Consider the following 13,072-nt stretch of genomic DNA (forward strand, 5'->3'; position numbering starts at 1 on the left):
TTTTCTGGTCACCAGGTTTGCGCAATCAGCGGCCTGAACATATAGTTAAAGGTAATGAATTTTGCAACAGAAGGTATCTACGATGAAAGCTGTGCCAATTCTCAGTTTACTGGCCTGTCTGAGCGTCCCCGCCGCCTATGCCAGCTCGCCGATGCAAGGGTTGCAGTTTGAGCAGCAAAAGCTGCAGGTGATGAAAGACGTCAAAAAAACCTGTACCCCAGATGCGAAGATGAGCGATGACGCGTTCGGCAACAAGATACTCGCGTCCGAAGACAACAAGCGCCACGTGCGCGACGCGACGCTGGCGCTTGAGCGTAATAACCAGAAGAACTACTGGGATGCCATCGGGCAGATTCAGTGCCCGGACATGTGATCCGGGCAAGCAGGATTACTTCATTCGTACTTTTGTCGCGACCAGCAGCGCGGTAAACAGCATCAGCGTGCCGGATAACATCAGCGGAGACAGCAGACCGAAATGGTCCAGTGCCACGCCGCCCACGGCAGCACCACAGGTGTTGGCCAGCTGAATCACCGCCACCTGAATGGAACCGGCTTTTTCGGCCTGGTCAGACAGCGAGCGGGTGATCCACGTTGACCAGCCGACCGGCACCAGCGCAAAGGCAAAGCCCCAGATAACCGCCACCGACGCGGCCACGACTTTCTCACTTCCCCACAGGATAAGCACCGCGGCGCTAAGTGCGAGGATTAATGGCGCGCAGGCCAGGGCCATTTTCACCGAACGCTTGAGGATCACCGCTGACAGCGAGGTGCCAACGAAACTGGCAATCCCGAAGCTCAGCAGCACCAGCGTCAGGCCATCGACATCAAAGCCCGCGAGGGACATAAATACCGGACGAATGTAGGTAAAGAACGCGAACTGCCCGGCAAATGCCATGAAAATCGCTGTCATACCCGCCATCACACCAGGGCGTTTTAATAGCCCGAACATATTTGCCTTCTGTCCGGTTTCACCCGGCAGCGAAGGCAGCGCCTTCCAGACCCACACCACGCACAGCAGGCCCATTATCGCCGCGCCGTTAAAGACGTTACGCCAGCCGATAATGCCGCCTAAAAAGCTGCCGAGCGGGGCAGCAATCACCAGCGCGATGGAGACCGCGCCAAAAATCACCGATAACGCTTTCGGTACCAGTCGCGCGGGTACCAGACGCATAGTGAGCGACGCAGACATCGCCCAGAAGCCGCCGAGCGCCAGACCCAGACAGGCACGGCCAAGCAGTAACAGGCTAAAGCTAGAGGCAAAAGACACCAGCAGGCAGGAGAGCGTCAGGAGTACGGAGAACAGGATGACAATGTAGCGGCGGTCGGTGCGGCCAATCACGTGGGTGACAAACAGGCTGGCGAACATCGCCACGAACGCGGTGGTTGTTACCGATTGCCCGGCGACGCCTTCGGTAATTCCGAGCTCATGAGCCATCGGCGTCAGCAGGCTAACCGGTAGAAATTCAACGGTAATCAGGCAGGCAACGCAAAACGCCACGGCAAAAACCGCAGACCAGTTTGGACGCATTAACGTCTCACTGCGGGAAAGATTTTCAGTATATTCGCTCATGGGAACCTGCGCATATTGGGTGGGAAAGTTGCGCAGTGTAACATTTTGTTTGTGACGTATTTAACGTTTTGGCAACTATAGCAGCGTTCCCTCTTCCTTGAGGGAGAGGGTGAAATTACTGCGCCGGAGGTGAAACAGGCGTGGGTGCAGCTTCCGTTGGCGCTGGCACCACTGGCTGCGCCGTGCTCACTTCGCCATTGCTCATCGTCTGTGTCACTTCCTGTTTTGACATATTTACCGCATGCAGCTGGGCGTTGACCGTCGGTTTTAACGGCGCGTTAGCCTGCACGCTGCCGCTGGCACGCAGCTGAAGATTACCGTCGCCGCCAATCGGCAATACCGGCCAGCCCCACTGTTGAAGAATATCCAGCGGCACGCCGCGTCCGTTCAGGTTGATAGCTGTCTGGCGCTGTGGCTGCTGAGACACCGCCCCGCTTGCTTCAATTATCCCTTTCTCTGTAAACGCGCTCAGTTCAGTGATATTCACCGTCGACCCATTCGCCGCCAGCTTCAAAGAAGGACGACGCACGTCCACGCGATTAAAGGTCGCGGCCGCCGCATTCAGCGCCGCGTTACCGCGCCACACGCCCCAGCTGCCGTTTTTCGCCACCTGCAGGTTATCGCCGTAGCCGTCCAGCGACGTGATTTGCCACGGGAACGCCGGGTCGATGTCGATAACCAGGTTACGACTGGCGGTGAATTTACTCAGGGTCACGCTTTGCAGCCAGACAGGCAGCGGGTCCATCCAAAGCTTTTTCCAGTTTTCCGGCAGTGTGTATTCCAGTCCTGCGATGGCAGTGTCGTCGAGCACCAGCGCGTTGCCGTTGCGTAACCAGTTGCCGGATGTGCGCACCATTCCGCCTTCCCAGCGCGAGGTAAACTGGCGCAGCGCCACGCCCTGCGGCGAAAACGCGGCGTTAAAAATAGGGTCGATTAGGTGCAGCGAGCCATAAATAAATTCGTCGGCGTTCATCGACAGACGCCCGCCGTCACTATTCCAGCCGCCGTTTCTTAAGGTGAGATCGCGCAGGCTGAGGTCCAGATCGGCAATCGCCCAGTCCGGGCCTTGCAGGCGCGCGTCGGTCATTTCCAGTGAGCCGATGGTCAGTGACGGCACGGTGGTTAGCGGCGCGAAGAAATCGGTCAGCGATTTGTCGCTCTGCATACGGATGTCGGTCAGGCGCAGGCTATCGACCAGCCAGCTGCCGTCGGCGTTACGTTTGGCGTTACCGGTCAGCGAGCCACGCGCGATATCAGCACCCAGAGTGCTAAGCGTCACCACGCCGTTATCGATATTGCCCTGCACCAGGACGTTGGTCGCAGGAAGGTCATTGAGGGTCATCGAGCCCGCGCTCATCTGAATTTGCGCCTGCTTCCCGAGCACGTTGCCCGCTTCCGGCAGCCACGGCGACACGCCGCCGGTCACGCGCTGGGCGCTGAGATCCCAGTTGGTTTCCGGGCTGTTCAACGCCATATTGCTGAGTTGCAACGTATCGGCTTCGAACGGGAACGGCGCGGCGGACGGCGACAGGTTCAGGGTACCGTCCTGCAACGTAATGGTGTCGGCGTGCAGCGGGTCGGTGAGCTGACGACTACTCAGGCCAATATCAACCGTTTTGGCAACCAGCGTGGCGGGTTTTCCATCGCGACCAAAAGTGACATTTTTAAGCAGGATGTGAGACGGCGAGGAAAAACGATGGTCCATCGCGTCGAAAACGATGTGGTATTGCGAATTACTGGAAATCCAGCCGCTGACTTCGCGCGCGCCCCAGCGCGTTTGCAGCAAAAAGTAAAACACCAGCACGACCAACAGCAGCGCAATAAGCAGCCAGAGCAACAGCTTCCCGATAAATTTCATCGTCTTCCATCCAGTGAAGGGCACATAAAGGAGTTATGCACGATTTGTGCGCAATCCTCAAGGACGGATTCGTTTAATAAGGTTTCACGGCAGCCCCAGAAGAGGCCGCCGTGACGGGGATCAGCTCTTTTCGGGCGGGAAAACCAGATTCAGAACAATCGCGGTAATGCCGCCTGCGGCGATACCGGATGAGAGTAAGTTCTTCAGCCAGTCAGGCGCAAATTGCAGGATCATCGGCTGCTGGGAAACGCCGAGCCCGACGGCTAAAGACAGGGCGATAATCAGGATCGCGCGGCGGTTCAGCGGTTCGCGAGAGACAATACGCACCCCGGAAGCCGCGATGGTACCGAACATCACCAGCGTCGCGCCGCCGAGAACCGGCTCAGGAATATGCTGTACGAAACCGCTCACCGCAGGGAACAGGCCGAGCACGATAAGCATCAGCGCCACCACAAAACCGACGTAGCGGCTAGCGACGCCAGTCAGCTGGATAACACCGTTGTTCTGCCCAAAGCAGGAGTTCGGGAAGGTGTTGAAAATCGCTGATACGCAGGAGTTCAGGCCGTTCGCCAGCACGCCGCCTTTCAGGCGTTTCATATAGATCGGGCCGGAGACCGGTTGTTCGGAGACGTCAGACGTTGCCGTAATGTCGCCGATGGTTTCCAGAGAGGTGATCATGAACACCAGCATCAGCGGCAGCAGCAGGTTCCAGTCGATGCCGAGCCCGTAATAGAGTGGGGTCGGAACCATAATCACCGGGCTGTTGGTCGGTGCGGTTTCAGGCAGCATACCCATAAACCAGGCTGCGGCGTAACCGGCCGCCATCGCGATCACCAGCGAGGCAATGCGCAGGTACGGGTTACGCTGGCGGTTAAGAACAATAATGATCGCCAGCACGATACCCGCCAGCAGCAGGTTTTTCGGTGCGCCGAAAGTGTGGTCGGCCATTGCGGCGTAGCCCCCGCCAATGGAAGTCAGGCCAACCTGAATCAACGACAGGCCAATAATCATTACCACCACGCCGGAAACCAGCGGCGTAATTACGCGGCGCGCCAGGTGCAGGACACGGGACAGCGCCATTTCGGTAAAGCTTGCCAGCATCAACGTGCCAAACAGCGCCGCCATCATCGTTGGAACATCCGCGCCGCCGGTTTTCAGCGCTGTACCGCCCATAATTAACGGGGCCACGAAGTTAAAGCTGGTGCCCTGAATCGACAGCAGTCCGGAGCCAACCGGTCCCCACGCTTTTATTTGAATGACGGATGCGACACCTGAAGCAAACAGCGACATACTGATAATGTGTTGCGTATCTTCTGCCGGTAAACCGAGCGCCTGGCAAATCAGCAGGGCCGGGGTTATCACCGCGACGAACATCGCCAGCAGGTGCTGGAAAGCGGCGAACAGGGTCTGCGCGAGCGGTGGGCGGTCTTCGAGGCGGTAGATTAGTTCACTGTTCTGAGATTGCGCAATCGGTTGCGCATTTTCAGCTTCGAGAGTGTTCACTGACATTTCAGAGGCGATCCCGTGGTGGAAAAGGGGGGATTTTAGCGGACTGCCAGGCAAAAGCAAACGGTTGCTTCCAATATATTAAGGAAGCATAACTACTCAGTTTTTTATGCTGTTTTTGCACGTTTTGTCGCAAATTTCACCGCTCCTGACATTTTTCTCTGTCATTTTTCACTGTGTTTTGCGTAAAATCCGGCTCCTGCTAATAACGATGAGAACATTCACTACAGGTATTCACGTCGCTAAAATTGGATTATGCGCTAACAAGGAGCTTCTATGTTTCATCTCGATACGCTATCGACGCTTGTTGCGGCAACGCTGGTGTTGCTGTTAGGACGCAAACTTGTCCATACCGTCCCCCTCTTCAAGAAATACACAATCCCTGAACCCGTCGCAGGTGGTCTGCTGGCTGCGCTGGCACTGCTGGTGCTGAAAAAGAGCATGGGCTGGGAAATCGATTTCGATATGAGCCTGAAAGACCCGCTGATGATGGCCTTCTTTGCCACCATTGGCCTGAACGCCAATCTTGCGAGCCTGCGCACCGGCGGCAAAGTGGTCGGCACGTTCCTGATTGTGGTGGTAGGGCTGCTGCTGATGCAGAACGCCATCGGGATTGGTATGGCGAAAATGCTGGGGCTGGACCCGCTGATGGGCCTGTTGGCCGGTTCGATTACGCTTTCCGGTGGTCATGGCACCGGTGCGGCCTGGAGTAAGCTGTTCGTCGAACGTTATGGTTTCGCCAATGCCACCGAAGTGGCGATGGCCTGTGCGACCTTTGGTCTGGTGCTGGGTGGCCTGATTGGCGGCCCGGTGGCGCGTTACCTGGTGAAACACTCCTCTACGCCGGACGGTAAACCGGACGATCTGGAAGTGCCAACGGCGTTCGAAAAGCCAGAAGTGGGTCGCATGATCACGTCTTTAGTGCTGATTGAAACCATTGCGCTGATTGCTATCTGTCTTACCGTCGGGAAAATCGTTGCGCAATTGCTGGTGGGCACCACGTTTGAGCTGCCGACCTTCGTCTGCGTGCTGTTTGTCGGGGTTATCCTCAGCAATGGTCTGGCGGTGCTGGGCTTCTATCGCGTGTTTGAACGCGCGGTATCGGTGCTCGGGAACGTGTCACTGTCGCTGTTCCTGGCAATGGCGCTGATGAGCCTGAGGCTGTGGGAGCTGGCCTCTCTGGCGCTGCCAATGCTGGCAATTCTGGCGGTGCAAACCGTAGCGATGGCGCTGTACGCGGTGTTCGTAACCTATCGCATGATGGGCAAAAACTACGACGCAGCAGTGCTGGCGGCGGGTCATTGTGGATTTGGTCTGGGGGCGACGCCAACGGCGATTGCCAATATGCAGGCCATCACCGAACGTTTCGGACCGTCGCACATGGCATTCCTGGTGGTGCCAATGGTCGGCGCATTCTTTATTGATATCGTGAATGCGTTGGTGATCAAGCTGTATCTGTTGCTGCCTATGTTTGCATAGCGATGTGCCATCGGGCAGAAACAAAAAGGCCGGGGGATAATCCCCGGCCTTTTTTATGGCTTAACGGTTAAGCTTAATCGTGATCTTCCCACGCCATCGCGCGTTTCACCGCTTTCTGCCAGCCGCTGTAACGGTAGTTACGTTCGGTGGTTTCAATCCCCGGACGGAATTCACGTTCGATTACTGCTTTTTCCTTCAGTTCGTCCAGATTCTGCCAGAAGCCCACCGCCAGGCCAGCGAGATACGCTGCGCCGAGCGCCGTGACTTCACGCACTTCCGGACGCTCAACGCGCGTGCCGAGAATGTCTGACTGGAACTGCATCAGGAAATTGTTGGCAACTGCACCGCCATCCACACGCAGGGCGTGCAGACGAATACCGGAGTCGGCCTGCATCGCTTCCAGCACGTCGCGAGTCTGATAGGCAATGGATTCGAGCGTGGCGCGAATAATGTGATTCGAGTTCACGCCGCGCGTCAGACCGAATATTGCGCCACGGGCATACGGGTCCCAGTATGGCGCACCGAGGCCGGTAAATGCCGGAACCACGTATACGCCGTTGGTGTCGTTCACCTTGGTCGCAAAATATTCGGAATCGAAAGCATCGTTAATCAGCTTCATTTCGTCGCGCAGCCACTGAATGGAGGCGCCCGCCATGAATACCGCGCCTTCCAGGGCGTAATTCACTTCGCCTTTCGGGCCACAAGCGATGGTGGTCAGCAGGCCGTGTTCTGATTTGACGGCGGTTTCACCAGTATTCATCAGCATAAAGCAGCCGGTGCCATAGGTGTTTTTCGCCATCCCTTCTTTGACGCAAAGCTGGCCGAACAGTGCCGCCTGCTGGTCACCAGCGATCCCGGCGATTGGAATACGCGTGCCGCCTTTACCGCCGATGTTGGTCTGGCCGTACACTTCGGATGATTTACGCACTTCTGGCAGCATCGCGCGCGGGATATCCAGCGCCTCAAGCATTTTGTCGTCCCAGTCCAGTTCGTGAATATTGAACAGCATGGTGCGCGAGGCGTTGGTGTAGTCGGTTACGTGTACACGACCCTGAGTCATACGCCAGATAAGCCAGGTGTCAACGGTACCGAACAGCAGTTCGCCACGTTTAGCCCGCTCGCGCGCGCCTTCCACGTGGTCGAGGATCCACTTCACTTTGGTGCCGGAGAAGTACGGGTCAATCACCAGCCCGGTTGTGCTGCGCACGTAGTCTTCCATGCCGTCACGTTTGAGCTGCTCGCAGATATCCGCCGTACGACGGCACTGCCAGACGATGGCGTTGTAAATCGGCTTACCGGTTTCTTTATCCCAGACGATGGCGGTTTCACGCTGGTTAGTGATGCCGATAGCCGCCACTTCATCGGAACTGATGTCGGCTTTCGCCAGCACTTCAATCAGGGTGGAACTTTGGGAAGCCCAGATTTCCATCGGGTCGTGCTCAACCCAGCCAGGCTTTGGATAAATTTGTTCGAATTCGCGCTGCGAAACGCTGACGATATTGGCGTCGTGATCCATGACAACGGCGCGGGAGCTGGTTGTACCCTGGTCGAGTGCAACGATGTATTTTTTGTCAGTCATAATGCTAAGTCCCGTAGTCAGATTACAGCGAAGCTTTGTGTTGCGTGGTGCTGGCGGTGGTTTCGTTCTCTTCCACCTCGCAGACGTCGCACGGTAAATTGCGGCCAATCAGCTTACGATAGCCGAATGCGCCCAGCGATGCGCCGACGATCGGTGCGAGCAGCGGCACCACGAAATACGGAATGTCTTTGCCGCCGGTAAAGGCCATTTCACCCCAGCCTGCAAGCCAGGCGAAGGTTTTTGGACCGAGGTCACGCGCCGGATTCATCGCAAAGCCGGTCAGAGGTCCCATTGATGCGCCGATAATCGCGATCAGAAGGCCGATCAGCAGCGGGGCCAGCGGGCCACGTGGAACGCCGTTACCGTCATCCGTGAGCGCAAGAATCAGACCCATCAGGATAGCGGTAATAACCATTTCTACCGCGAAGGCCTGCACAAAATTGATATGTGGGTTCGGGTAAGTCGAGAAAATACCTGCCAGCTCAAGACTTTCGACACTGCCGCGCACCATATTGTGCGTGTGTTCGAAGTCGTAGAAAAGATTGTAATAAAGCCCGTAAACTAACGCCGCTGCGCAAAACGCGCCGGCAAATTGAGAAAAGATAAAGGGGACAACTTTACGCCCGTCGAAACAAGCAAACAGCCAGAGAGCAATGGTCACCGCCGGATTGAGATGTGCGCCGGAAACACCCGCGGTCAGGTAAATGGCCATCGCCACACCCAAACCCCAGATAATACTGATTTCCCACTGACCGAAGCTCGCGCCTGCAACTTTAAGCGCGGCGACGCATCCAACACCGAAGAAGATCAACAACCCGGTACCGAGAAACTCGGCAATGCACTGGCCTTTTAAGGTTGATGTTTGGCTCATGATTGGATCCTGAAGATTCATTGATGGTTATTGTGAACATGGAGGTCGAAGACGACCACGTTGCCATGTAGGCATAGTGTTAATTTATCGTTAACGAACAAAAACGAGAAATATCGAAATCAAAATCTGTGTGCTGCGTCAATAAAATGAGCGTTTGCGCGCGAAAAAATGCGCGTTATGACCCTTGTCAACCTGATGCAAGAATCATTTATTTAACGAATGGATTAACAATTTAAAGGTATATGCGGCGAACGCTCCAGGTATAGCCTGAAAAGTGTTGCAAACCACGATCTGAGCGCCCTTGCGCTGGACAGGGAGAGCGGCGCTCCATACAATCGGATGCATAGCAGTGCGCTTACTTACGATAAGGCGTCGCCGGGGTTCCGGGACGAGTTCAACGCCTTGCAAATTCAGGAGAGGTATGACGATGTCATTAGAAGTGTTTGAGAAACTGGAATCCAAAGTACAGCAGGCGATTGATACTATCACTCTGCTGCAGATGGAAATTGAAGAGCTGAAAGAGAAGAACAATGCACTGTCGCAGGAAGTGCATAACGCGCAGAACGGTCGTGAAGATCTGGAGCGTGAAAACAACCAACTGAAAGAACAGCAGCATGGTTGGCAGGAGCGTCTGCAGGCGCTCCTGGGCCGCATGGAAGAAGTCTAAATTCCCCCAGCACCCTTCTTCGGAAGGGTGTTTTGCTTTCCCTGCTTTATATCCTCACGTTATAGCCAATCTTTTTTTATTCTTTAATCATCGGTTCTGTTTCTGGCAGGCTACGCTCATCACACCACCACAAATGAGAGCGGTCGATGAACAAATTAGGCCTCGGGTTAACGCTTCTGCTGGCATCTGCTGGCGTTCTGGCAAAAGATATTCAGCTTCTGAACGTATCGTACGATCCAACACGCGAGCTGTACGACAACTACAACAAAGCATTCAGCGCTTACTGGAAAAAACAAACCGGCGACAACGTGGTGATTCGTCAGTCGCATGGCGGTTCCGGTAAGCAGGCGACGTCAATTATCAACGGTATTGAGGCCGATGTGGCGACCCTGGCGTTGGCCTATGACGTGGATGCCATTGCTGCTCGCGGTCGTATCGACAAAAATTGGATCAAACGTCTGCCGGACAACTCCGCGCCGTACACCTCGACCATCGTGTTCCTGGTGCGCAAAGGCAACCCGAAACAAATTCACGACTGGAATGACCTGGTGAAGCCGGGCCTGTCGGTGATTACGCCGAACCCGAAAAGCTCCGGCGGCGCGCGCTGGAACTATCTGGCGGCGTGGGGCTACGCTCTGCATCACAACAACAACGACCAGGCCAAAGCTCAGGACTTTGTGAAAGCGCTGTATAAGAACGTGGAGGTGCTGGATTCCGGTGCTCGTGGCTCGACCAACACCTTCGTTGAACGCGGGATCGGCGACGTGCTGATTGCCTGGGAAAACGAAGCGCTGCTGGCGACCAACGAACTGGGCAAAGACAAGTTCGAAATTGTCACCCCGAGCGAATCTATCCTGGCTGAGCCGACCGTTTCCGTGGTCGACAAAGTGGTGGATAAGAAAGGAACGCGTCCGGTTGCCGAAGCGTATCTGAAGTACCTGTATTCCCCGGAAGGTCAGGATATCGTGGCGAAAAACTATTATCGTCCACGTGACCCGGCTGTGGCGAAAAAATACGAATCCGAGTTCCCGAAACTGAAACTGTTTACCATCGACCAGGAATTTGGCGGCTGGGCAAAAGCGCAGAAAGATCACTTCTCCAACGGCGGGACGTTTGACCAAATCAGTCAGCGTTAACGGCGTTAAACATAACGGCCCTGCGGGGTCGTTTTTCTTTGGTCATCTTTTTGCGCTACCCTTTCGCTTCAGAGCTTTTACAGGGACCGAAAAATGAAGCGCATCAAATATCTGATTTTGACAGGGGTTATCGTGCTGGTCGGTGCGGCCGCAGGCGGCTGGTACTGGCTGCATGCCGGCAATCCGGATGCCTTACGCCACTTCGTTATCGACCAGTGCGTGCCTCATCAACAGGAGAGCCAGTCTCCGGCCCCGTGCGCTTCGGTGAACCTGAAGGGCGGCTATGTGTTATTCAAGGATCGTAATGGCCCGTTGCAATATCTGTTGATGCCGACGTACCGGATTAATGGCACCGAAAGCCCGCTATTGCTGAATCCTCACACCCCCAACTTTTTCTGGCAGGCCTGGCAAAACCGTCAGGTAATGAGCGCTCGTCACGGTTCGCCGGTGCCGGATTCCGCCGTGTCGCTGACTATAAACTCGCGTACCGGGCGCACGCAGAATCATTTTCATATCCATATTTCCTGCCTGCGGCCTGATGTACGCGAGCAGCTGAATAACAGCATGGAGTCGATTAGCTCTCGCTGGCTGCCGCTGCCTGGTGGATTGCGCCACCATCAATATCTGGCTCGTCGTGTGACAGAAACGGAGCTGGCACAGAAAAGCCCGTTCCTGATGCTGGCTGAAGAAGTACCGGAAGCCGGTGACCATATGGGGCGATTTGCGCTGGCGATGGTGCAGCAGAGTGACGGCACATTTGTCCTGCTGGCGACTGAACGCGATCTGCTTACGCTAAACCGGGCGTCGGCGGAGGAAATCCAGGATCACCGTTGCGGCATCCTGCGGTAAGGCGTGATGAACCATAAAAAAGCCCGGTGACGATGATGCCGACCGGGCCTGATATTCAGCGCTAAGAAGCGATTAAGCCTGTTTAGCGGCTTCAGCTGCTTTAACGATAACGGCGAAAGCGTCAGCTTTCAGAGAGGCACCGCCAACCAGCGCGCCGTCAATGTCCGGCTGGGTGAACAGTTCAGCAGCGTTAGATGCGTTTACGGAACCGCCGTACTGAATGATAACTTGCTCAGCCACTTTCGCGTCTGCTTTAGCAATGTGATCACGGATGAATTTGTGAACTGCCTGAGCCTGCGCAGGAGTTGCAGATTTGCCAGTACCAATTGCCCATACTGGTTCGTAAGCGATAACCACACCTTCGAATGCTGCTGCGCCCTGAGTTTTCAGCACTGCGTCGATCTGACGTGCACAAACTTCTTCAGTTTTGCCTGCTTCGTTTTCTGCTTCGGTTTCACCGATGCACAGAACCGGTACCAGACCCTGCTCTTTCAGCACGGCGAATTTCTTGGCGATCAGTTCGTCAGATTCTTTGTGGTAAGTACGACGCTCAGAGTGACCGATGATGATGTATTTCGCACCGATATCTTTCAGCATTTCCGCAGAGGTTTCACCAGTGAATGCGCCGGACAGGTTCAGGTCAACGTTCTGCGCGCCCACGATGATGTGGCTGCCACCAGCGGCACGAATGGCCAGGTCGAGGTACATTTCCGGCGGCGCGATAGCAACGCCACAACCGGTTACGCCACTCAGCTCTGTACGCAGGTTAGCAACCAGCTCGTTTACCATGTGGCGGCTGCCGTTCAGTTTCCAGTTACCCATCACTAAAGGATGTCGCATTTGAATTCTCCACGCTACTTAAGCGAATTAAGGAAGATGGCCACCCCTCAGGGCAGCATGGTCTGTGAAACAGTATAGAGATTCGGCGCTGGAAAGGCTTTGCTTTTTGTCATTTATTGTTGCTTTCGAGCGTCTCAGCCAGGGCCAGCTTAATCGGTTCAACAGCGAAGGTCAGACCCTTTTCGCCGTTATCTGCGACCACATAGCGAAGCGCCCCTTCACTGCTGGTGTAGTAGCGTTTGTTCTTTCCGGCGGAAAGGAGTTTCTGCAGTTTTTGCCGGCTTTGCGCTTTGGTAATCGCAGGAGTGAAGACGCGCAAAACCGCGCCCATATATTCCAGCGCTTTCTCTTTGGCCGCTTTTTGTTCCGGCCCCTGAATCGGTAGCCAGGTTATCTGCATCGATTTAATCTTTAGCGTGCCGCGCTCAAGTGCCGTAGAGGCGTACAGATTTTCATTAATTTTGCTGGCGGCACGAGTGAGGGTCAGCTGATCGCGGCTGGTGGTGATGGAGTGGAATTCGTTCAGCGCGAGTGCCGGATTATCGGCGTTAAACTTCTCACGAAACTGGCTAATGGACAGATCAAACGTCGGCGAACCCGAGAGCAGGTAAGGCGCGGTGGTGGATTCGCCCGTTTCAGCCGACAGCGCTTTTTGGCCGACAGTCACTGCTGTAAGCCCAATCAAACACAAAGTCAGCCATTTCGTCATGTACACCA

12 protein-coding genes are annotated in these 13,072 nt (G+C 55.3%); 5 read left to right on the plus strand and 7 right to left on the minus strand.

All coding sequences use genetic code 11. The features are described 5' to 3' along the window. Positions 1–82: 82 nt before the first annotated feature. Positions 83–373 (plus strand): YicS family protein, encoded by a 291-nt coding sequence (locus MUU51_RS10220; RefSeq protein ID WP_159768999.1) that lies wholly within the window; start codon positions 83–85, stop codon positions 371–373. Between the two features lie 15 nt (positions 374–388). Here MUU51_RS10220 and nepI read toward each other — a convergent pair whose 3' ends face one another. From nepI to MUU51_RS10235, 3 genes are all read right to left on the minus strand, one after another. Next, positions 389–1,570 (minus strand): purine ribonucleoside efflux pump NepI, encoded by a 1,182-nt coding sequence (nepI, locus tag MUU51_RS10225; RefSeq protein ID WP_159769002.1) that lies wholly within the window; start codon positions 1,568–1,570, stop codon positions 389–391. A 115-nt stretch (positions 1,571–1,685) separates the two neighbouring features. Then, a complete protein-coding gene (locus MUU51_RS10230) occupies positions 1,686–3,428 on the minus strand; it encodes an AsmA family protein (protein ID WP_159769005.1) in 1,743 nt (580 codons plus the stop codon). Positions 3,429–3,548: 120 nt separating this feature from the next. Then, entirely contained in the window at positions 3,549–4,937 is a 1,389-nt protein-coding gene (locus MUU51_RS10235) for a nucleobase:cation symporter-2 family protein (RefSeq protein WP_159769008.1), read from the minus strand. 273 nt (positions 4,938–5,210) lie between these two features. On the opposite strand from MUU51_RS10235, the gene gltS reads away from it, so the two are divergent. Continuing rightward, positions 5,211–6,413, plus strand: coding sequence for a sodium/glutamate symporter (gltS, locus tag MUU51_RS10240; protein ID WP_159756972.1), 1,203 nt, complete (start codon positions 5,211–5,213; stop codon positions 6,411–6,413). A gap of 73 nt (positions 6,414–6,486) precedes the next feature. On the opposite strand, the gene glpK is transcribed toward gltS, so the two are convergent. Both glpK and MUU51_RS10250 read right to left on the minus strand, forming a co-directional pair. After that, entirely contained in the window at positions 6,487–7,992 is a 1,506-nt protein-coding gene (gene glpK / locus MUU51_RS10245; RefSeq protein ID WP_159769011.1) for a glycerol kinase GlpK, read from the minus strand. Between the two features lie 22 nt (positions 7,993–8,014). Then, the gene (locus MUU51_RS10250; RefSeq protein WP_159769014.1) at positions 8,015–8,863 is read right to left on the minus strand and encodes an MIP/aquaporin family protein; all 849 of its coding nucleotides are present in this window, start codon (positions 8,861–8,863) and stop codon (positions 8,015–8,017) included. 421 nt (positions 8,864–9,284) lie between these two features. Between MUU51_RS10250 and zapB the strand changes: the two genes are divergently transcribed. The 3 genes from zapB (at position 9,285) to MUU51_RS10265 (ending at position 11,515) form a co-directional block, all read left to right on the plus strand. Beyond that, positions 9,285–9,530, plus strand: a complete 246-nt coding sequence (gene zapB / locus MUU51_RS10255) for a septal ring assembly protein ZapB (RefSeq protein ID WP_159756981.1) — start codon at positions 9,285–9,287, stop codon at positions 9,528–9,530. Between the two features lie 146 nt (positions 9,531–9,676). Beyond that, positions 9,677–10,666, plus strand: a complete 990-nt coding sequence (locus tag MUU51_RS10260; protein ID WP_258967703.1) for a sulfate ABC transporter substrate-binding protein — start codon at positions 9,677–9,679, stop codon at positions 10,664–10,666. 93 nt (positions 10,667–10,759) lie between these two features. After that, a complete protein-coding gene (locus tag MUU51_RS10265) occupies positions 10,760–11,515 on the plus strand; it encodes a CDP-diacylglycerol diphosphatase (RefSeq protein WP_159769020.1) in 756 nt (251 codons plus the stop codon). 72 nt (positions 11,516–11,587) lie between these two features. On the opposite strand, the gene tpiA is transcribed toward MUU51_RS10265, so the two are convergent. After that, positions 11,588–12,355, minus strand: a complete 768-nt coding sequence (gene tpiA, locus MUU51_RS10270; RefSeq protein ID WP_159769023.1) for a triose-phosphate isomerase — start codon at positions 12,353–12,355, stop codon at positions 11,588–11,590. Between the two features lie 109 nt (positions 12,356–12,464). Continuing rightward, a complete protein-coding gene (locus MUU51_RS10275) occupies positions 12,465–13,064 on the minus strand; it encodes a DUF1454 family protein (protein WP_159769026.1) in 600 nt (199 codons plus the stop codon). Positions 13,065–13,072: the final 8 nt, after the last annotated feature.

The sequence above is a fragment of the Scandinavium manionii genome, from assembly GCF_024764775.1.
Classification (GTDB): Bacteria; Pseudomonadota; Gammaproteobacteria; order Enterobacterales; family Enterobacteriaceae; genus Scandinavium; species Scandinavium manionii.

Excerpts from the sequence above, each read along its gene's own strand:
- zapB (WP_159756981.1), top strand. The coding sequence starts at position 9,285 with ATGACGATGTCATTAGAAGTGTTTGAGAAACTGGAATCCAAAGTACAG.
- tpiA (WP_159769023.1), bottom strand. The coding sequence starts at position 12,355 with ATGCGACATCCTTTAGTGATGGGTAACTGGAAACTGAACGGCAGCCGC.
- MUU51_RS10265 (WP_159769020.1), top strand. The coding sequence starts at position 10,760 with ATGAAGCGCATCAAATATCTGATTTTGACAGGGGTTATCGTGCTGGTC.
- MUU51_RS10275 (WP_159769026.1), bottom strand. The coding sequence starts at position 13,064 with ATGACGAAATGGCTGACTTTGTGTTTGATTGGGCTTACAGCAGTGACT.
- MUU51_RS10235 (WP_159769008.1), bottom strand. The coding sequence starts at position 4,937 with ATGTCAGTGAACACTCTCGAAGCTGAAAATGCGCAACCGATTGCGCAA.
- MUU51_RS10230 (WP_159769005.1), bottom strand. The coding sequence starts at position 3,428 with ATGAAATTTATCGGGAAGCTGTTGCTCTGGCTGCTTATTGCGCTGCTG.
- nepI (WP_159769002.1), bottom strand. The coding sequence starts at position 1,570 with ATGAGCGAATATACTGAAAATCTTTCCCGCAGTGAGACGTTAATGCGT.
- MUU51_RS10220 (WP_159768999.1), top strand. The coding sequence starts at position 83 with ATGAAAGCTGTGCCAATTCTCAGTTTACTGGCCTGTCTGAGCGTCCCC.
- glpK (WP_159769011.1), bottom strand. The coding sequence starts at position 7,992 with ATGACTGACAAAAAATACATCGTTGCACTCGACCAGGGTACAACCAGC.
- MUU51_RS10260 (WP_258967703.1), top strand. The coding sequence starts at position 9,677 with ATGAACAAATTAGGCCTCGGGTTAACGCTTCTGCTGGCATCTGCTGGC.
- gltS (WP_159756972.1), top strand. The coding sequence starts at position 5,211 with ATGTTTCATCTCGATACGCTATCGACGCTTGTTGCGGCAACGCTGGTG.
- MUU51_RS10250 (WP_159769014.1), bottom strand. The coding sequence starts at position 8,863 with ATGAGCCAAACATCAACCTTAAAAGGCCAGTGCATTGCCGAGTTTCTC.